Raw genomic sequence first — 19,610 nt, forward strand, 5'->3', positions numbered from 1 at the left:
CCGCATGGCTGATCAAACACGCTCGTCCTCGCGCCCTGCGCTGCGCGCAGGGTCCGCGCCACCAGCGGAATTCCCGGACGCGGCATCCTGCCGCGACCGGGAACGACGCACATCCATGTGCGTCGCCCCTGCGGGGTTTGCCCGCTGGTGGCGCCGCTGCGGATGAGGGGAAAAAGCGGAAGCAACAGCAAGCAACAACAGCAACAGCAACAGCAACAGCAACAGCAACAGCAACAGCAGTTTTAGCGGTAGCTGCGGTGAAACGGCAGCAAGACCTTGAAGCACAACGCGGCGTGGGCCGCTGGACTGGACAAGACGATGACCTCGCAATCCTGGATCGCTCAACCTGGCTCGGCGCTGCATGGCGCGCTGACCATCCCTGGTGACAAGTCGGTCTCGCACCGGGCGGTGATGTTCGCGGCGCTGGCCGATGGCACCTCGCGCGTGGAAGGCTTCCTGGAAGGCGAGGACACACGCGCCACGGCGGCGATCTTCGAACGCCTCGGCGTGCGCATCGAGACGCCGTCGCCGTCCACGCGCATCGTGCACGGCGTGGGCGTGGATGGACTGCAGGCGCCGACCGGCGAGCTGGACTGCGGCAATGCCGGCACCGGCATGCGCCTGCTCGCCGGCCTGCTGGCCGCGCAGCCCTTCGACAGCGTGCTCATCGGCGATGAATCGCTGTGCAGGCGGCCGATGCGTCGCGTCACCGCGCCGCTGGCGCAGATGGGCGCCAGGATCGAGACGCGCGAGGACGGCACGCCGCCGCTGCGCATCCACGGCGGCCAGGCGCTGCACGGGATCGACTACGCCTCGCCCGTGGCCAGCGCGCAGATCAAGTCCTGCCTGCTGCTGGCCGGCCTGTATGCCGACGGCGACACCACCGTGCGCGAGCCGCACCCCACGCGCGACTACACCGAGCGCATGCTCTCGGCCTTCGGCGTGGACATCGACTTCTCGCCAGGCTACGCCCGCCTGCGCGGCGGCCAGCGTCTGCGTGCGACCGATATCGCGGTGCCGGCGGACTTCTCCTCGGCGGCGTTCTTCCTGGTCGCGGCCAGCATCATCCCCGGTTCGGACGTGACGCTGAAGGCGGTGGGCCTCAATCCGCGCCGCACCGGCCTGCTCGAGGCGCTGCGCCTGATGGGCGCCGACATCGAGGTGCACGATGCGCGCGAACACGGCGGCGAGCCGGTCGCCGACCTGCGCGTGCGCTATGCCGCGCTGAAGGGCGCGCGCATTCCAGAAAGCGTGGTGCCGGACATGATCGACGAGTTCCCGGCGCTGTTCGTGGCCGCGGCCGCCGCGCAGGGCCAGACCATCGTCAGCGGCGCGGCCGAACTGCGCGTCAAGGAATCCGATCGTCTGGCGGCCATGGCCACCGGCCTGCGCACGCTGGGCGTGCGGGTGGACGAGACGCCCGACGGCGCGACCATCCACGCGGGACCCATCGGTGGCGGCACCATCGAGAGCCACGGCGACCATCGGATCGCCATGGCCTTCTGCATCGCCGGCCAGCTATCGTCCGGCGAGGTGCTGGTGCGCGACATCGCCAACGTGGCGACCTCGTTCCCCGGCTTCGACACCCTGGCGGTGGGCGCGGGATTCGGGCTGACACCGGCGCGCTGAATCCAGCGGCCGGACGAGGCGTCGAAACTGTGACGTCGTCGTCCTTCGGAAGACCTCGGGCACATTGTCCGTGACCGGCCAGGCCTGCATGCTGGCCCCCTTGAAACAGGGGGAATGCCATGGATGCGTGCATGGGGCTGGGCTGCCAGACCTGGCCGCCGCAGGTCTGGGCGGCGTGGGTGCAGGCGCTGCTGTCGATCGCCGCGATCGTCGGCGTGCTGCTGGTGGTACGGCGCGAACAGCGCGCGCGGCAGCGCACCGAGCGCGATGCCGAACGCCTCAAGGCGCGCAGCCTGGCCTTGTTGGCCGGCGCGGCCTGCGATGAGATCACCGCCGGCCTGACCGCCGCGCTCGGCCTGCGCGCGGTCGGCGCCGATGCCGCCCTGCTAGGCGCCTCGGGTCGCCAGGCCGCGGCGGTGCCCGAAGCGCTGCGCCAGCTGATTCCCGAGTTGTATCGCCTGGGCGAGAGTGGGGCGCTGCTGCAGGATCTGGTGCTGACCCTGCAGGGCATCGCCTCGCTGCAACGGCGGTTCGACCAGCAGGTCGAACGCGATCCCTCGGGCGCGGCGGTGCTGTTGCCGTTCGTGGCCGAGCAGTTCGAACTGGCGCTGCTGCTCAGCGAAGAGGCCGGCCTGCGCCTGGCCAACCTGTTCGAGGTCAACCCGTTGCACGCGCGCGACTTCGATGCGCCGGGCGCGCTGTCCCCGTCGCGCCCGCGCATCGGCAACGACCACCGGGCGGATTTCCATCACCCGCGCTGAGGCCACGCCGCCGGCTCAGGCCGGCTGCAGGCCGGGCTTGCCGTGTTCGATCGCCAGGCGCGCGAAGCGTTCCAGCTTCGCGCCCGGCACCATCACGCGGTCCACCGTCTTCAGATCGCCCACGCAAGCGTCGCGCTCGACGGTGCACAGCACATAGCCGCGCTTGTCGGTGGTGACCTTCAGGTGCGGGTTGTGGGCCAGCGTGTCGCGTGCCTCCTGGTCCACGCCCAGGCCATCGGAGCCGGAGGTGATGGAGGTGGCCAGGAACTCGCTGGAGATCACGCCGGATTCGGCGTTGTCCTGCACCAGATCGCTGGCGTAATGGCGGTGCGCATCGCCGCAGACGGTGACCACGTTGCGGTGCCCGGCCTGGTCGATATGGCCCAGCAGCCGGCGGCGGCTGGACAGATAGCCGGACCACTGGTCGTCGGATTCCACCAGTTGGCCTTTCCTCTCGAGCGTGTAGTCGCCCAGCGCCACCTGGTGGGCGATCACCTGCCAGCGCGGTGCCGGGTCGGCCAGCCCTTCGAACAGCCAACGTTCCTGCGCCTGTCCCGTGATCGTGCGCTGCGGGGACTCGACCACGGCGCGGTCGGCCATGTCGGCCGGCTGCTTGCTGCGGTACTGCCGGGTGTCGAGGAAGTGCACGTCCAGCAGCCGGCCCCAGCGCGCGCGCCGGTATAGCTGCAGGTGCCCGTCGCGCGGAAAGGCGCTGCGGCGCAGCGGCATGTTCTCGTAATAGGCCTGGAAGCCCTGCGCACGCCGCAGCAGGAACAGCTCGCTCGGCGTGCCGTCCTGGTCGTCGACACTGGCCCAGTTGTTGTCGATCTCGTGATCGTCGAAGGTCACGAACCACGGCGCCGCCGCATGCGCGGCCTGCAGATCCTGATCGGTCTTGTACTGCGCATAGCGGCGGCGGTAATCGTCCAGCGTGTAGAGCTCGGGACCGACGTGGTTGCGCAGGTTGGTGAAGGGCCGGCCGTTGACCTTGCGGCTGGCGGTGGTGTTGGTCGCGCCTTCGTAGATGTAGTCGCCGTAGTGGAAGACGAAGTCCAGCGGCTCGTCGGCGATGTGGCGCCAGGCGGTGTAGTGGCCTTCCTCGTACTGCTGGCAGCCGGCCACGGCGAAGCGCACGCGCGCAAGATCCGCATCGGCCGCCGGCAGCGTGGCGGTGCGGCCGATCGCGCTGGTATAGCCGGCGATGTTGAAGCGGTACCAGTAGGGCCGCGCCGGGGCGAGGCCTTCCAGCTCGACGTGCACCGCGTGCCCCAGTTCGGGATGGGCCAGCGTCGTTCCGCTGCGCAGGATCCTGCGGAAGCCCTCGTCCTCGGCCAGCTCCCAGCCCACCACCATCGGCCGGGTCGGCATGCCGCCGCCGTACTCCAGTGGCGCGGTCGCCAGGCGCGTCCACAGCACCATGCCATCGGGGGCCGGGTCGCCCGAGGCCACGCCCACGGTGAAGGGCGTGGTGTCGAACTTCGGCGACTTGAGCAGGTTGCGCAGGCTCAGGCCGGCGGCGTCCTGCTCGGCGGCCAGCACCGAGGCGGTGCCCATCCAGGCGCCGAGCGCCGACAGGCCGGAGAGCTGAAGAAAGCGGCGACGATCGATGCCCGGCATGTTGGCCTCACTGATAGATGATGTGGAAGTAGAAGAAGCGCCCGTAGTCGTCGATCTCGGTGCGGTACCTGCCGCCCGGGCCCATGCTGTAGGTGGGCTGGGTATTGAAGAGGTTCTTGGCCTCGTACTTGAACGAGACGTGCTTGGAGACCCGGTGGCTGAAGCCCAGGTTGAAGGTCATGTACGGGTCGTAATACGAATCGAGCCAGGCCGTATCGCCGAAGTCCACCAGCATCTTGGAGCGGTAGTTGCCCGACACGCGCAGCTGCGCGTTGTGCCAGGGCATGCGCCAGATCGCCGAGCCGTTGAGCGACCAGTCCGGCTGGTAGAGCAGGCGGTCCAGCGCACGCGGCTGGCCATCGCTGGTGACGTATTCGGTCTTGCCGAACAGCCTCGTCGCGTTGAAGTACAGGTCGAAGCGCTGATCGCCCCAGCGCAGTGAGCGGTTGGCCAGCGCCAGTTCGGCGCCGTGCAGCGTCGACTCGTCGGTGTTCATCGGCTGGGTCACCTTGTAGGTGACATCGTCGAGGACCTGGTAGGTGGTCAGGGTGTAGATGTCGTCCTTGATGGTCTTGTCGAACAGCGCCAGCGAGACGATGCCGTTGTTGCCGTTGAAGTACAGGTCCCAGGCCAGGTCCAGATTGGTCGACTTGCGCGGATGCAGTTGGGGATTGCCGCGCCTGATCGTGCAGTAGCCGCCGCCGTCCTCGTCCTCGGCGCAGCTGGTGCTGCTGGCCTGGGCGACGTTGCCCGGCGTGGGCCGGCCCAGGGTCTGGCTGACCGAGAAGCGCAGGCGCTGGCGCTCGCCGAGCTTGAACAGCGCGTTCAACGACGGCAGCAGGTTGCTGTAGCCGCCCTTGGATTTCCTGAAATCGGCCGTGTACGTGGTGCCGCCGTCATCGCTGTACGGGCTGAAGGCATCGAACCGGGTGTGGTCGTAGCGCAGGCCGCCGAGCAGCAGCGCCCGGTCCCAGGCGTACTGGGCCGAGACGTAGGCATCGGCGACGTCCTCGACATACTTGTAGTCGCTGCTGAAGTCGGCGTTGGGATAGGCCTTGTCGTTGTTGGCCAGCCTGGGCACCAGGCCGTCGGTGAGCTTGGCGTTGTCGATCAACGGAAAGCCCGGCACCGTGCCCACCAGCGTCGCGCCGGGATAGAGGTAGGCGTTGAGCGTGTCCTTGGTGGTGTAGTAGGTGAAGTCCACGTCCTGCCAGATGTTCAGGTGCCGATACTCGGCGCCGCTGGCCAGGCCGAAGCCGCGCGCCTCATCGCCGGTGTTGTGGGTGAAGTCCAGCCGCACGTGTTCGATGCGCTCCTGCGCGTCGCGCGGCGAGACGTAGGCCTGGGCCGGGTTGAGCTTGTAGGCCGAGCCGAGCAGCAGCCGCGGGTCGGACACGGCGATCGCGTTGGGGAAGCCGTGGTCGTCGTTGGCATAGTCCACGAACAGCCCGGTCGGATAGGCGCGCACGCCCCAGTACACCTGGGTGTTGTCGAAGGTCTCCTGCGTGTGTCCGGCGCGCAGGCTCAGGCGCGAGGCCTCGTCGATGTCCCAGTCGAAGCTGGCGATCGCGCCGAAGTTGGCGCGGTCCCAGCGATCGTGCCGGTTCTTGATGTAGATGCTGTTGATCTGCGTGCTGCCGCCGTCGGCGGTCTGGTCCTGGATGTCGAACTTGGCGTTCGAGTACAGGTCGGTCTTGTTCATGGTGGAGTTTTCGTAGAACCGGTACCCGTACATCAGCAGCGAGGCGAGGTAGGGCGCATCGACCGGTCGCCACTCCAGCTTGAGCGAGCCGCCGAAGTTGGTGATGTAGTTGGTGTAGGTGCCGGTACTGAAGTTGCCGGGCGCGCGCAGGCCGTTCCAACCCGGCAGCGTGTCCGGCCCGGTGCTGCCGTCGGTCAGGTAATTGCCGGCCGCATCGAAGAAGTAGTTGCTCTCAACCCAGCGCTTGACGCTGTTGCGCGAGCGCTGCTGGTAGCGGCCGACCGCCACGATGCCGAACTGATCGTCCGCGCCGAAGGTGTCGGAGAACACCAGCTTGGCGCTCTTGCCGTAGTGCCCGAGCGTCTTGTGGTTGCCGCCGGCGCTGCGCTGGACATCGGTCGAGGCGGTGGAATAGATGCCGGCCGCATCGGCGAAGACATAGCGCCCGGCGCGGTCGAACGCGCTGCGGCTGACGATGTCGATGATGCCGCCGATCGCATCGGGCGCCTGCTGCGCGCCGAAGGTCTTGTAGATGTCCGTGCGCGTGCCGATGTCGCTGGGGATCAGCTGCAGATTGTTCATGCGCTCGCCCGAGCCGCTGTTGCCGACGCTGGCGATGGCGATGCCGTCCAGGCTGGTGAAGTTGAGATTGGGCTGGATGCCGCGGATGGTGACGAAGCGCGGCTCGCCGGCGTCCTCCACCGCGCTGATGCCGGGCGCGGCCATCAGGCTCTCGGCCAGGGTCTCGTCGCCATAGCTGTCCATCTCGTCGTAGATCACCGAATCCTTGACCACCGCCGCGCGCTTCTTCTGCTCGATGACCTCGTGCGCGGCGATGGCCTTGACCGTCTCCAGTGTGTTGGGACCCTTTTCGGCTCCGGCGGCGACAGCGTCGGCATCGGTGGGGCTGCTGCCGACCGCTGTCGTGGCGGTGTCGTCGGGCCTGCGAGTGGTGTCGGTGGGAGGTGCGGGCGAGCGATCCACCGCCAGCGCGGCCGACGAAGCGCCCAGAGCGGTGCAGACCAGAGAGGCGCCCAGGGCGCGACGGCGTCGCGCCTTCGGGCAGGCAGGAGCGGCATCAGGCATCGAAAGCGGTCCAGGTGTGCAAAGCCCGACAGCGTGCGTAACGCCTATTGCGCCTTCGTGACCGTGAGCACGCGCAGTCCGTCAGCGGCGACATGCGTCACAGTCGGGCTGCCGCGCTCGATCCGTCGATCCGCAACCCGGCGCGTCGCATCGCCGCATGCGGACCATCAGGTCGGATGTGCTGCGCGGCAGTCGGCGGAACATCGCCGTGCAGCAGGCAATGCGTTAGCGAAACCACACAAGCTGGATATCCAGGCGTGGAGATGAAATGCGCGGGCGACGCACCATACGGACGTATGCGCGCAAAGCGTTAGCCTCCGATGAGCCGTGCCGCTGGCGGATCACGCGCGATATACAAGTGTCCACCTAGTTTCAGATTTATGTCAGGTGCCAACACTTCCCACGCGACGGCGTTGCATGTCGCGTCCTTTGACACTTCCGGATCGGACTGGCTCGCCTCGCGCGTGCGGCGCCAGATCCGCGAGACGCCCGACCTGCCCAGGCCGGGTGGCGGCGAAACGCTGGAGCGTTGGCGTGCGCTTGCCCGGTTCGGCGCCGAGAGCCTGCCGCTGGTCAAGGTGATGGAGGCGCACTACGACGCGCTGGCGATCCTCGCCGAGGCCGGCGAACCGCGCCCGCCTGCGGACACCCTCTGGGCGGTCTGGGCCGCCGGCGGCCCGACCGAAACCGTCCGCTATGACGCGCACGCAGGCCGCGTCAGCGGGATCAAGCCCTGGTGCAGCGGCCCGCAGGGCTTGATCAGCCACGCGCTGGTGACCGTCGCCCACGACGATCGCCGCCCATTGGCTGCCATCACCTTGGCGCCGGGCACGTTCCGCCTCGATGCCAGTCAGTGGTCGGGCCCGGGCATGGTCGGCGTTCCCACCGGTGAGGGACACTTCTCCGCAGCTGCCGCCCGCCTGGTAAGCACGCCGGAGTTCTATCTGGAACGACCCGGCTTCTGGCACGGCGGTGCGGGCATCGCGGCGTGCTGGTTCGGCGCGGCGACCGCGATCGCAGAGCGCGTGCGCCGCTCGCCTGGCGTGTCGAAGAACCCGTTCTGCGCCGCTCACCTCGGCGCGATCGATGCGCAGCTGACCGCCGCGCAGCTGATGCTCCGCCAGCTCGCGCGCGACATCGACCGCCAGCCACAGGACAGCCACCGGTATGCGGTCACCGGGGTGCGCTGCTTCGTGGACCGGGTCTGCCGCGATGTCATGGAGCGCGCGGCGTTGGCGCTGGGACCGGCCTCGCTGTGCACCGATGCCGAGCATGCCCAGCGCTGCGCGGATCTGCAGGCCTTCATCCGCCAATGTCACGGACAGCGCGACGAGCAGTGGCTCGGGGAGGCGTTGCACCAGGCGGAGGGCGCATGGACGCTCTGAGCACGGTGCAGATCGCGGGGCAGGGGCTGAGCGAACGCCAGTGGGCGAGCTCACCCGCGCTGGCAGCGCTCGCATCCATCGCGCCTGAAGAACTCTTTCAGGGCGCCGAGCGTCTTGTCGTGGTCGCACCGCATCCGGACGACGAGGTGCTGGGCTGCGGCGGCGCCATGGCCCTGGCCCGCAGTAGCGACATGCCGGTCCTGGTGGTCTCGGTGACCGATGGCGAGGCGGCCTATCCGAGCGAGCCGGCGTGGTGCCCCGAGCGCCTGTCGCAGGTACGTCAGCGCGAGCTGGTCGAGGCCCTGGGCAGGCTGGATGTCGTGCCGGCCAGCATCGTCCGGATGAACGTCGGCGACGGCAGGATCGGCGCCAGCGTGTCGCAGGTCGCCGACCGGCTCGCCGATCTGCTTTCACCCAACGACCTGGTGCTGGTCACCTACGCGCACGACGGCCACCCGGACCACGAGGCCTGCGCGCAGGCCGCGATCCAGGCGTGCGCTGCGCGAAGCGCGCGACTCGTGCAGTACCCGGTCTGGGCCTGGCACTGGGACGGCCCGGCGCCCAGCGTCTTCCTGCGTCATGCCGTGCGGATGCCGCTTCCCGCCCGCATCCTGCAGGCCAAGTGCCACGCCATCGAAGCCTTCGCATCGCAGATCGGCGCGGTCAGCCCGCCGGTCGCGGATCCCATCCTGCCGGACTGGGCCTTGGCCCGGTTCCAGCGCCCCTTCGAGGTCTTCATCCCATGAGTGCCCAGGCACGCGCGCACTATTTCGACACCCTCTATCAGCATCTGGATCCATTCGGTTACCGGACCCGCTGGTACGAGGCCCGCAAGCGCGAGATCCTGATGGCGACGCTGCCGCGGGCCCGCTTCGCGCGTGGCTGGGAGCTGGGCTGCTCCAACGGCGAGACGACCCACTGCCTGGCGCAGCGTTGCGAACAGCTGCTGGCCACCGACATGGCGGCCGAGGCGGTCGAGCAGGCCAGGCAGCGCGTCGCCGACTGCGCCAACGTGGAGGTCATCCAGGCCTGCCATCCGCGCGATTGTCCGCGCGGCAGCTTCGATCTCATCGTCGTGAGCGAGGTCGGCTACTACCTGCAGCCGGAAGAGCTGAAGGATCTGGTCGAACAGACCCAGGACGCGCTCACCCCCGATGGCCTGCTGGTGGCCTGTCACTGGCGGCACCCGTTCGAGGAAGCCTGCCAGGACGGGACCGAGGTGCATCGCTGCATCGGCCAGCTGCTGTCCCTGCCGCTGGCCTATCGCTACGAGGACAGCGACTTCCTGCTCGAAGCCTGGGCGGGCCGGCCGCTTTCAGTGGCTCAGCAGGAAGGATTACGGTGATCGCGGTCCTGATCCCCGCGCATGACGAGGCCGAGGTGATCGGCCGTTGCCTGGCGTCGGTCTGCCATGCGGCGAACCACCCGGAACTCGACGAAGCGGTCATCGTGGTCGTGGCATCGGATCGATGCATAGACGCGACGGCCGACATCGCGGCGTCCTTCGGCGCCTGCGTGATTCAGGTGCCCATGCCCGGCGGCGTCGGGCTGGCGCGCGCCACGGCGGCCGAGCGCGCCATCGCACTGGGCGCGGACTGGCTGGCCATCACCGATGCGGACTCCGAGGTGCCGAGCGACTGGCTGTTTCAGCAGCGCGCCCTGCAGACCGACGCCTTCTGCGGCGTGGTCGAAGTCAGCGACTGGCTGGACTATGCGCCCGGAACCGCCTGCGCCTTCGAGGCCTCCGAGCCGGTGGGCGTGGATCATGGCCGCATCCACGGCGCCAACATGGGTGTGAGCGTCGCCAGCTATCTGCGCTGCGGCGGATTCTCCGACGCGACCAGCAGCGAGGATGTCGCCCTGGTCAAGGCCCTGCAGGCCTTCGGCGCCCGCATCGCCTGGTCGCCGTACCCGGTCGTGCGCACCAGCGCCAGGCGCCAGGCCAAGGCGAGCGGCGGCTTCTCGCAGTTCCTGCAGCGGCTCGAGTTGTCCCTGATGCAGGCCCAGGCCAAGCCTTTGGCTCCCATCCACGGGCAGCCTGTGCGCAATGCGACCGAGGCCGAAGGGTAGCGCCGCGCTGCCATCGATTCGATTTGGCTTCTTGCAGGCGCGCGATCGAGCTTGCAGTGCCATGGCGCCGAGAGAACTGACGAGGAACGCGTAAACCCGAGGCCTTACGTGGTGTAAGGCGAGCACTTCAGCCCGTGCCGCGCCAGCAGCGCATCGGCATGGGTCAGGCATGTGCTGGCCGAGATCCGTGGCGCGCAGTTCGAGTCGGTGCGGCCGCCGAATCAGCGCGTCTGGCTGATGAACACCGTAGAAGGCGCAGCCGACGCCGTTCGACGTGGCCTGTGCTTCGGCTGGCTGCCAATCGACCTGATTCACGAGGATCTGGCCACCGGCGCGCTGGTGCCGCTGACCCTGGGCGCCGGCAGTCGGCGCGCCATTCCGCTCAATCTGTGGAAAGGAAGCAGCGAGGCCGCCGCCTCGCAGGCGGTTGCCGCACTGGCCGACCTGATCCGGAACGGGCCTGCGGTCTGACGGCCGCGCGGATCGCTTGTCGATCGATGCGCATGCGATGCGCACCCCTTGGCTGAGGCCAGACATGAAAAAACCGCCTCATGGGCGGCTTGATCAAGACCACTTGCAAATGGTCGGGGAGACAGGATTCGAACCTGCGACCTCTACGTCCCGAACGTAGCGCTCTACCAGACTGAGCTACACCCCGAAGGAGCCGCGCATTCTAGGCAAAGGCGGGCGGGTCGGCAAGAGGGGATGTGCATCGATCTGCATCGATGGGGTTTTCGCGCGTGGCGGGCGCTGCCGCGAGCCGCGCCGGCGCATAGAATATGCGGCCCCACGTTCCGCCGGAGTCACCCGCTTGATCAAGCCGCGCACGCCGCCTGGCGTCATGGAGCTGCTGCCCCGTGACCAGATCGCCTTTCAGCGCATGCTGGACACGATCCGCCGCAACTACGAGCGCTTCGGCTTCCTGCCGGTGGAGACGCCGGTGTTCGAGCTGTCCGAGGTGCTGCTGACCAAATCCGGCGGCGAGACCGAGCGGCAGGTGTATTTCGCCCAGTCCACCGGCGCGCTGGCCCAGGCCAACGAGGGCCTGCCCGAGCTGGCGCTGCGCTTCGACCTGACGGTGCCGCTGGCGCGCTACGTGGCCGAGCACGAGCACGAGCTGGCCTTCCCGTTCCGGCGCTACCAGATGCAGCGCGTGTATCGCGGCGAGCGCGCCCAGCGCGGCCGGTTCCGCGAGTTCTACCAGTGCGACATCGACGTGATCGGCAAGGACGAGCTGAGCATCCGCTTCGATGCCGAGGTGCTGGCGGTGATCCACGCGGTCTTCTCCGAGCTGCAGATCGGCGCGTTCACCGTGCAGCTCAACAACCGCAAGCTGATGCGCGGCTTCTTCGAGAACCTGGGCGTGGCCGACGGCCAGGCGCAGATGCTGGTGCTGCGCGAGGTCGACAAGCTGGACAAGCGCGGCGCCGACTACGTGCGCGAGACGCTGACCGGCGAAGGCTTCGGCCTGTCGGGTGAGGTGGTCGAACAGATCCTGGCCTTCGTCGCCGTGCGCTCCACCGGCCACGACGATGCGCTGGCGCAGCTGGACCACCTGGGGCAGGGCAGCGCGGTGTTCAACGAGGGCATCGCCGAGCTGCGCGAGGTGCTGACCCTGGTCAAGGCGCTGGGCGTGCCGGAAAGCGCGTACTGCCTGAACTTCTCCATCGCCCGCGGCCTGGACTACTACACCGGCACGGTCTACGAGACCCAGCTGGACGCCTATCCGCAGATCGGCTCGATCTGCTCGGGCGGCCGCTACGAGAACCTGGCCAGCCACTACAGCAAGTCCAGGCTGCCGGGCGTGGGCATCTCGATCGGGCTGACGCGCCTGTTCTGGCAGCTGCGCGAGGCCGGGCTGATCCAGGAAGCCGACGTCAGCAGCGTGCAGGCCCTGGTGGCGCTGATGGACGAGGCGCAGCTGCCCGATTCGCTGGACATCGCCCAGCGCCTGCGCGCCGGCGGCATCAACACCGAAGTGCAGATGGAACCGAAGAAGCTCGGCAAGCAGTTCCAGTACGCCTCGCGCGCCGGCATCCGCTTCGTCGCCCTGGCCGGTGAGGACGAACTGGCCCGCGGCGTGGTCACCGTCAAGGACCTGGTGCGCGAACTGCAGTTCGAGGTCCCGCGCGAGGAGCTGGCCACTACGCTGCGCGTGGAACTGGCGCAGGTGAGCGCGCTGGCGGGTCGCTGATCGCGCACTGCGTTGGGCCAGGCCGGCGCTGGTTGCCGGCATCGGCTGAAGCTGGAACAAGAAGAGGGCGCCGTCGGCGCCCTTTTCCTTTAGCGAAGTGGCCGCGCTCGGTGGGAGCAACCGTCTCTCAGATCAAGCCGCAGCCTCCTTGTAGAGCGGAGCTTGCTCCGCTGGGGCTTGCCGATGATCCGGTCGAAACGCAGCGGAGCAAGCTCCGCTCTACAGGTAGGAGCCGCCCTTGTGGCCTTTTCGGCCAATGGCGGCGATGGGGCTCTACCGAAAAAATGTCAGCTTCAGGATGAGGCCTTGTCGGGAAAGCCTCATCGCCGCCATGGCGGCTCCCACAGAGGCATCGGGCATCAAGTGCGATCAGTCCTTGCTGCCCGCCGGCGGCATCAGCCCATGGCGGCGCAGCATCTCGATCAGCGCAAGGCGTCTGTCGGGGACGTTCCGGAACGCGCCGCTGGCCTGGTCCACGACCTTGCCGTCCCGGACGATGGCATAGGTCGGCATGCGCCAGGCGGGCAAGAGCGTCCAGTCGCTGCGCTGGGTGATGAGGTACATCGGTGTGCCGGGGAATTTCGCATTCCAGCCCTTCCAGGCGTCGAGGTCTTCCACGCCCGGTGGCTGGCCGAGCCAATGCGCATGCCTGGCGAAGACCGGGCCCAGTTCTGGATCGGCCGCGATGTCCTGCGCCGCATCCACGGAGAAGTGGCAGCCGGCGAGGACCAGGATCTGCGTCTGGGCCAGGTCGGCGGATTCGGCGTCCATGCGGGTCGCATCGGCGGACAGGCGCCACCAACGCGGGCCGGTGGGCAGGGCATCGGCGGGCGTGCCGACGGCGGGGATCGAGGCCAAGGCGATGGTGGGATGCTGCGTGGCCAGCGCGCGCGCATCGTCGAGCTTCCCTGAGGCCAACAAGGCGCGCTGCGCATCCTGAATCAACGAACCGCGTTCCATCCCGCGCTGCTCGAGCAGAACCAGCAGCGCGAGCAGATCCTGGGTCGCCGACTGATCGCTGCCGCTCCCGGCAGCGTTGGCCGCGGCGCGGGCGAGCAGCAGGAGGTCTGGATCGGTCAGCTTGTCGGCCTGCTCGACCAGCGTCTTGGGAAACAGTTGGCGATAAAGGGCGTCCATGTGCCGCGCACGCGTCAACGCATCGCCTTCCGCAACAGCGCCGGTCATCTCGATGTACTGCGTGTAGCGCTGATCGATGTCGCTCGGGGTCTTGCGATCCCCGCGCCATGCGGGCGGGACGGGATCGGTCCTGAGCGTGGTGGCGATCGGGTCGTCGCCCAGGCCGAGAAGGGTGAGCACCGCCTGGGCCTGCGCCTGATCCAGCTCCCAGGTCAGGTCCTCGAACGGCAGGGACACGACGCCGCGTTCCCCGTAACCCAGTCCCGCCAGGAAGCGTTGCCGGCCACCGGCGCTGAACGCGTCCAGCGGGCTGGGGTTGCCCCGGTGGCCCCTGAGCCAGGCATCGAGCTTGGCGCGGCTGTCCAGAGGCGGCCGCACGTCCGCCGGTGCCTCGGGCGCAGCCGCGACGCTGGGCTCGGGCATGCGGGCGGATGCCCCGAGACTGCACAGGACTCCGGCTACCAGCGCGGCGGCAAGGGCGGCGGAGCGAAGGACGGGCATGGCGGACTCCTTGTCGCGAATCGGCCGGGTGGGCCGGGTTCCCGAGCCAGATCCTAGCGCGGCCGGGGAGGGGGTTCATCGTACGGCCGGGCGGCGGGTTGTCCTGATCCGTGTGAATGTGCTAATGTGATAGCGCGTTAATACATTGAGACATCCATGAAGCGCCGCACCGAGACCGACGAGAAGACCACCAGCCTGGCCCAGCAGTCGCTGGCGCGCGCGCTGGCGGGTCTGACCAAGCCGGAGGAAGTGCGCGCGTTCCTGGTCGATCTGTGCACGCCCGCCGAGCTGGAAGCCATGGCCGATCGCTGGCGCGTGGTGCCGCTGCTGCTCAAGGGCGTGCCCTACCGCGAGATCCACGAGCTGACCGAGGTCAGCGTCACCACCATCGGGCGCGTGGCGCGCACGCTGGAAACCGGCACCGGCGGCTATGCCGCCGCCCTGCGCCGCCAGCAGTCGCGCACCACCGCCTCTCACTGAAGTTCTCTGCCATGCCTCCCATCGTTGCCAACGCGACGCGCGACCGTCTGCGCATCGCCATCCAGAAATCCGGCCGCCTGGCCGACCCGGCGCGCAGCCTGCTGGCCGCCTGCGGCCTGAGCTGGCGCGAGAGCCGCGACAAGCTGTTCTGCTACGGCGAATCCCTGCCCGTGGACCTGCTGCTGGTGCGCGACGACGACATCCCCGGCCTGATCGCCGATGGGGTGTGCGACTACGGCATCGTCGGCCGCAACGAGCTGGACGAGCAGGCCAATGCGCGCCTGGAGATCGGCCTGTCGCCGGCGTATCGCGAGGTGCGTCGGCTGGGCTTCGGCGGCTGCCGGCTGATGCTGGCCATCCCGGAGAGCTGGGAATGGCAGGGCGCGCAGCAGCTGCAGGGCCTGCGTATCGCCACCAGCTATGCGGCGATCCTGCGCCAGTGGCTGTCCGCGCGCGGCGTGGAGGCCGCGGTGGTCGAGCTGTCCGGTTCGGTCGAGATCGCGCCCAAGCTCGATACCGCCGATCTGATCTGCGACCTGGTCTCCAGCGGCGCGACGCTGAAGGCCAACCAGCTCAAGCCGGTGGAGACCCTGCTGGAAAGCGAGGCCGTGCTGGCCGGGCCGGTGCGCGGCTTCAACGATGCGCGCGCCGACCTGTCGGCGATGCTGCTGCGGCGCATGGACGGCGTGCTCAAGCTCAAGGACAGCAAGCTGCTGATGTTCCGCGCCGCGCCCGACACCGTGCCCGCGCTGAGCCGCCTGCTGGCCGATGCCGAGCCGCTGGTGCAGCTGCCCGGCGAACACGCCGAGGGCATCTCGCTGCAGACCATGTGCCACACGGCCATCAGCTGGCAGCAGCTGGAGGAACTCGAACGCGCCGGCGCGCGCGGCCTGATGGTGCTGTCGGTGGAGCGCTCGCTGGCATGAACGCGAATCTCCGCCCCGAATCCCCCAACGCGCAGCGCATCGTCTGGAACGCGCTGGATGCCCAGGCCCAGGCGCAGACCCTGGAGCGCCCGGCCCAGACCGTGGCCGAGCAGACCCGCCGCACCGTCGCCGCGCTGATCGACGAGGTGCGCAGCGGTGGCCTGGAAGCGCTGCGCGCGATCACCCAGCGCTTCGACAGCGCCGCGCCGGCCTCCTTCGAAGTCGGCGAGGACCAATTCGCGGCTGCCGAAGCCGCCATCGACCCGGCGCTGAAGCAGGCCATGGTCGAGGCCGCCGCGCGCATCACCGCCTTCCACAAGGCCGGCATGGCGCAGCCGTATGCGGTGGAGACCGCGCCGGGCGTGGTCTGCGAACGCGTGATCCGCCCGATCGGCCGGGTCGGCCTGTATGTGCCGGCCGGCAGCGCGCCGCTGCCCTCGACCGCGCTGATGCTCGGCGTGCCTGCCCAGCTGGCCGGCTGCCGCGAGGTGGTGCTGTGCACGCCGCCGCGCAAGGACGGCACCGCCGATCCGGCCGTGCTGGTCGCCGCGCGCCTGACCGGCGTGAACCGGGTGTTCGTGCTCGGCGGCGCCCAGGCCATCGCCGCAATGGCCTACGGCGCCGGGCCGGTGCCGGCCTGCGACAAGCTGTTCGGCCCGGGCAACAGCTATGTCACCGAAGCCAAGCAGCAGGTCGCGCAGAGCGGTGCGGCCGCCATCGACATGCCGGCCGGCCCGTCGGAGGTGCTGGTGATCGCCGATGCCGGCGCCAATGCCGACTTCGTCGCCGCCGATCTGCTGTCGCAGGCCGAGCACGGTCCGGATTCGCAGGTTTTGCTGCTGTCCGACGATGCCGGCCTGCTGGATCGCGTCGAGGCCGCGCTGGCCACGCAGCTGGCCGCGCTGCCGCGGGCGGACATCGCGCGCCGCGCGCTGTCGGCCTCGCGCCTGGTCCAGGTGCGGACGCTGGAGGAGGCCTTCGCCATCAGCAACCGCTACGCGCCCGAGCACCTGATCCTGGCCCTGCGCGAACCGCGCGTGTGGCTGCCCAGGGTCGAGGCGGCAGGTTCGGTGTTCCTGGGCGACTACACGCCCGAGGCGCTGGGCGACTACTGCAGCGGCACCAACCACGTGCTGCCCACCAGCGGCGCGGCGCGCGCCTATAGCGGCGTGTCCGTGGCCAGCTTCCAGAACTTCGTCAGCGTGCAGTCGGCCAGTGCGGCGGGCATCCTGGCGATCGGGCCCTCCGCGGTGACCCTGGCCGAGGCCGAGAGCCTGGAGGCGCACGCCAACGCCGTGCGTCTGCGCCTGGCGGAGGCGGCCCGATGAGCGCGCCCGATCCGATGCCCCGCGATCCGCTCGACCTGGTCCGCCCGGACCTGCGCGGATTCGGCGGCTACAAGTCCGCCCGCACCGAAGCCCTGCGCGGCGATGTCTGGCTCAACGCCAACGAGAGCGCCTGGAGCAATCCGGCCGACGCCAGCGCGACCTCGCGCCGCTATCCCGATCCGCAGCCGGCCGCGCTGAAGGCCGCACTGTCCGGCCTATACGGCTGCGCGCCGGAGGAACTGCTGATCGGCCGCGGCAGCGACGAGGCCATCGATCTGCTGGTGCGCACGCTGTGCGTGGCCGGGCGCGATGCGGTGGTCGTCACCCCGCCGGTGTTCGGCATGTACGCGGTCAGCGCGCGCCTGCAGGATGCGCGGCTGATCGAGGCGCCGCTGGTCGACGGGCCTGACGGCTTCGCGCCGGATTTCGACGCGATCGCGCAGGCGGTGCTGGAGCAGGGCGCCAAGCTCGTGTTCCTGTGCTCGCCGGCCAACCCGACCGGCGCTTCGATCCCGCTGGCCGAGATCGAGGCGCTGCTGCAGCGCCTGCAGGGCCGCGCGCTGGTGGTGGTCGATGAGGCTTACGGCGAGTTCTCGGAAGTGCCCTCGGCGCTGACCCTGCGGGCGCGCTATCAGGAAGTGGCCGTGCTGCGCACGCTGTCCAAGGCCCACGCCCTGGCCGCCGCGCGCGTGGGCGTGGTGATCGCCGATGCGCGCCTGGTGGCCGTGCTGCGCGCCTGCCAGGCGCCGTATCCGGTGCCCACGCCGTGCGCGGAGCTGGCCGTGGCTGGGCTGTCGCCGGCCGCCCTGGCGGCCACGCGCGCGCGCATCGCCACGGTGATCGAGGAGCGCGCGCGGCTGGCCGCGGCGCTGTCGGTCCTGCCCGGCGTGCGCCGCGTGTACGCCTCCGACGCCAACTTCCTCCTGGTGCGCTTCGACGATGCGCAAGGCGCTTTCGGCGCGCTGCTGGCCGCCGGCATCGTGGTGCGCGACCAGCGCGCCGCGCCGCAGCTGGGCGATGCGCTGCGCATCACCATCGGCGCGCCCGAGCAGAACGCCCGCGTCCTGGCCGCGCTCAATGCGCAGGCGGTGGCCGCATGAGCCAGAAGATCCTCTTCGTCGACCGCGACGGCACCCTGATCGAGGAGCCGGCCGACTTCCAGATCGACGCCTACGAGAAGCTGCGCTTCGTCAAGGGTGTGATCCCGGCGCTGCTGAAGCTGCGCGATGCCGGCTTCCAGTTCGTTATCGTCACCAACCAGGACGGGCTGGGCAGCGAAGCCTATCCGCGCGAACGTTTCGACGGCCCCAACGATCTGATGCTGCAGATCTTCGAAAGCCAGGGCATCACCTTCCGCGAGGTACTGGTGGACTGCAGCTGGCCGGCCGACAACGCGCCCACGCGCAAGCCCGGCCTGGGCCTGGTGATGCACTACCTGCGCGATCGCGGCATCGACCTGGACGGCTCGGCCATGGTCGGCGATCGCGAGACCGACATCCGCTTCGCCGAGAACCTGGGCATCCGCGGCTTCCAGCTCAAGACCGCGCAGTTCGGCGGGGAGTGGGACTGGGCCGGCATCGCCCATGCGCTGGCCGACAAGCCGCGCACGGCGCGTGTGCGGCGCAAGACCAAGGAGACCGACATCCTGGTCGAGCTCGACCTGGACAAGGTGGCCGAGCCGAAGATCCACACCGGCCTGCCGTTCTTAGACCACATGCTCGAGCAGATCGGCAAGCACGGCGGCTTCGCGCTGCAGATCCAGACCACCGGCGATCTGCACATCGACGAGCACCACACCATCGAGGACACCGCGCTGGCGCTCGGCGAGGCGTTGAGGCAGGCGCTGGGCGACAAGCGCGGCATCGGCCGCTACGGCTTCACCCTGCCGATGGACGAATGCCTGGTCAGCGCGGCGCTGGACTTCTCCGGGCGGCCGTACCTGGTGTTCGACGGCGCGTTCAAGCGCGAGCGCGTGGGCGACATGCCGACCGAGCTGGTGCCGCATTTCTTCCGCTCGCTGTGCGATGCGGCCGGGCTCAACCTTAACCTGCAGGTGCGCGGCGACAACGACCATCACCAGGTCGAGGGCTGCTTCAAGGCGCTGGCGCGCGCGCTGCGCCAGGCGATCCGGCGCGAAGGCTCCGAGCTGCCCTCGACCAAGGGGGCGCTGTGACCGCGCTGGCCCTGATCGATGCCGGCGGCGCCAACATCGGCTCGGTGCGCTATGCGCTGGGCCGGCTGGGCGTGGAGGCGCAGCTGACCACCGATGCGCAGGTGATCCGCAGCGCGCAGCGGGTGATCCTGCCTGGCGTCGGCGCGGCGGCGCAGGTGATGGCGCGGCTGCGCGAACTGGACCTGATCGACACGCTACGCTCGCTGGAGGCGCCGCTGCTGGGCGTGTGCGTGGGCATGCAGGTGCTGTTCGAACATTCCGAAGAGGACGACACCCCGTGCCTGGGCCTGCTGGCCGGCCGCGTCGGCAAGCTGCCCGTGGCCGACGGCATCCGCGTGCCGCACATGGGCTGGAACACGCTCACCCCGACGCGCGCGGCCTCGCTGACCGCCGGCATCGGCGCGCAGGACCAGGCCTACTTCGTGCACAGCTACGCCGCGCCGGTCGGCGAGGACTGCCTGAGCACGACCACGCACGGCCAGACCTTCGCGGCGGTGGTGCAGCGCGGCCGCGTGGCCGGCGCGCAGTTCCACCCCGAGCGCTCGGCCGCCACCGGCGCGCGCCTGCTGCATAACTTCATCGAATACGGCCTGGCCTGATGCCCGCGCCCGCACCTTGGCT

The 19,610-nt window shown here is 69.4% G+C and carries 17 protein-coding genes and 1 tRNA gene; 14 read left to right on the top strand and 4 right to left on the bottom strand.

What is annotated here, in order from left to right:
- The first annotated feature begins 318 nt into the window (after positions 1–318).
- Together aroA and EAT51_RS08210 are read left to right on the top strand one after the other, a co-directional pair.
- The gene (gene aroA, locus EAT51_RS08205) at positions 319–1,629 is read left to right on the top strand and encodes a 3-phosphoshikimate 1-carboxyvinyltransferase (protein ID WP_130561496.1); all 1,311 of its coding nucleotides are present in this window, start codon (positions 319–321) and stop codon (positions 1,627–1,629) included.
- Between the two features lie 119 nt (positions 1,630–1,748).
- Positions 1,749–2,390 carry a hypothetical protein gene (locus EAT51_RS08210; RefSeq protein WP_165422700.1) on the top strand — a complete coding sequence of 214 codons (642 nt, stop codon included), beginning with the start codon at positions 1,749–1,751 and terminating at the stop codon, positions 2,388–2,390.
- Positions 2,391–2,405: 15 nt separating this feature from the next.
- On the opposite strand, the gene EAT51_RS08215 is transcribed toward EAT51_RS08210, so the two are convergent.
- On the bottom strand, positions 2,406–4,007 hold the full coding sequence (locus tag EAT51_RS08215; protein ID WP_130561498.1) for an alkaline phosphatase D family protein: 1,602 nt from the start codon (positions 4,005–4,007) through the stop codon (positions 2,406–2,408).
- A gap of 7 nt (positions 4,008–4,014) precedes the next feature.
- The gene (locus tag EAT51_RS08220) at positions 4,015–6,795 is read right to left on the bottom strand and encodes a TonB-dependent receptor (protein ID WP_130561499.1); all 2,781 of its coding nucleotides are present in this window, start codon (positions 6,793–6,795) and stop codon (positions 4,015–4,017) included.
- A 380-nt stretch (positions 6,796–7,175) separates the two neighbouring features.
- On the opposite strand from EAT51_RS08220, the gene EAT51_RS08225 reads away from it, so the two are divergent.
- From EAT51_RS08225 to EAT51_RS08245, 5 genes are all read left to right on the top strand, one after another.
- A complete protein-coding gene (locus tag EAT51_RS08225; RefSeq protein ID WP_130519661.1) occupies positions 7,176–8,180 on the top strand; it encodes an acyl-CoA dehydrogenase family protein in 1,005 nt (334 codons plus the stop codon).
- Entirely contained in the window at positions 8,168–8,926 is a 759-nt protein-coding gene (locus EAT51_RS08230) for a PIG-L deacetylase family protein (RefSeq protein ID WP_130519663.1), read from the top strand. Before EAT51_RS08225 ends, EAT51_RS08230 begins: the two co-directional genes overlap by 13 nt.
- Positions 8,923–9,525, top strand: a complete 603-nt coding sequence (locus EAT51_RS08235; RefSeq protein WP_130519665.1) for a class I SAM-dependent DNA methyltransferase — start codon at positions 8,923–8,925, stop codon at positions 9,523–9,525. Before EAT51_RS08230 ends, EAT51_RS08235 begins: the two co-directional genes overlap by 4 nt.
- A complete protein-coding gene (locus EAT51_RS08240; protein WP_130519667.1) occupies positions 9,522–10,250 on the top strand; it encodes a glycosyltransferase family 2 protein in 729 nt (242 codons plus the stop codon). The genes EAT51_RS08235 and EAT51_RS08240 overlap by 4 nt, the downstream gene beginning before the upstream one ends.
- Positions 10,251–10,421: 171 nt before the next feature.
- Positions 10,422–10,721, top strand: coding sequence for a LysR substrate-binding domain-containing protein (locus tag EAT51_RS08245; RefSeq protein WP_130519669.1), 300 nt, complete (start codon positions 10,422–10,424; stop codon positions 10,719–10,721).
- A gap of 110 nt (positions 10,722–10,831) precedes the next feature.
- Here the strand turns inward: EAT51_RS08245 and EAT51_RS08250 are convergent.
- A tRNA-Pro gene (locus tag EAT51_RS08250) sits at positions 10,832–10,908 on the bottom strand.
- A 153-nt stretch (positions 10,909–11,061) separates the two neighbouring features.
- Between EAT51_RS08250 and hisS the strand changes: the two genes are divergently transcribed.
- A complete protein-coding gene (gene hisS, locus EAT51_RS08255; protein ID WP_130561500.1) occupies positions 11,062–12,444 on the top strand; it encodes a histidine--tRNA ligase in 1,383 nt (460 codons plus the stop codon).
- Between the two features lie 369 nt (positions 12,445–12,813).
- On the opposite strand, the gene EAT51_RS08260 is transcribed toward hisS, so the two are convergent.
- Positions 12,814–14,082 (bottom strand): hypothetical protein, encoded by a 1,269-nt coding sequence (locus EAT51_RS08260; RefSeq protein ID WP_130519673.1) that lies wholly within the window; start codon positions 14,080–14,082, stop codon positions 12,814–12,816.
- Positions 14,083–14,238: 156 nt separating this feature from the next.
- On the opposite strand from EAT51_RS08260, the gene EAT51_RS08265 reads away from it, so the two are divergent.
- Genes EAT51_RS08265 through hisH form a run of 6 tightly spaced genes read left to right on the top strand, consistent with a single transcriptional unit; the run spans position 14,239 to position 19,588 of the window.
- Complete coding sequence (locus tag EAT51_RS08265) at positions 14,239–14,562, top strand: YerC/YecD family TrpR-related protein (RefSeq protein ID WP_130519675.1); 324 nt, start codon at positions 14,239–14,241, stop codon at positions 14,560–14,562.
- Between the two features lie 11 nt (positions 14,563–14,573).
- Positions 14,574–15,488: an ATP phosphoribosyltransferase gene (hisG, locus tag EAT51_RS08270; protein WP_130561501.1), complete on the top strand. Its 915-nt coding sequence runs from the start codon at positions 14,574–14,576 to the stop codon at positions 15,486–15,488.
- Entirely contained in the window at positions 15,485–16,816 is a 1,332-nt protein-coding gene (hisD, locus tag EAT51_RS08275; protein WP_130561502.1) for a histidinol dehydrogenase, read from the top strand. Before hisG ends, hisD begins: the two co-directional genes overlap by 4 nt.
- A complete protein-coding gene (hisC, locus tag EAT51_RS08280; RefSeq protein ID WP_165422701.1) occupies positions 16,813–17,916 on the top strand; it encodes a histidinol-phosphate transaminase in 1,104 nt (367 codons plus the stop codon). The genes hisD and hisC overlap by 4 nt, the downstream gene beginning before the upstream one ends.
- Positions 17,913–18,989: a bifunctional histidinol-phosphatase/imidazoleglycerol-phosphate dehydratase HisB gene (hisB, locus tag EAT51_RS08285; RefSeq protein ID WP_130561503.1), complete on the top strand. Its 1,077-nt coding sequence runs from the start codon at positions 17,913–17,915 to the stop codon at positions 18,987–18,989. Before hisC ends, hisB begins: the two co-directional genes overlap by 4 nt.
- Entirely contained in the window at positions 18,986–19,588 is a 603-nt protein-coding gene (hisH, locus tag EAT51_RS08290; protein ID WP_130561504.1) for an imidazole glycerol phosphate synthase subunit HisH, read from the top strand. The genes hisB and hisH overlap by 4 nt, the downstream gene beginning before the upstream one ends.
- Positions 19,589–19,610: the final 22 nt, after the last annotated feature.

This window comes from Pseudoxanthomonas winnipegensis, from assembly GCF_004283755.1.
Lineage (GTDB): Bacteria > Pseudomonadota > Gammaproteobacteria > Xanthomonadales > Xanthomonadaceae > Pseudoxanthomonas_A > Pseudoxanthomonas_A winnipegensis.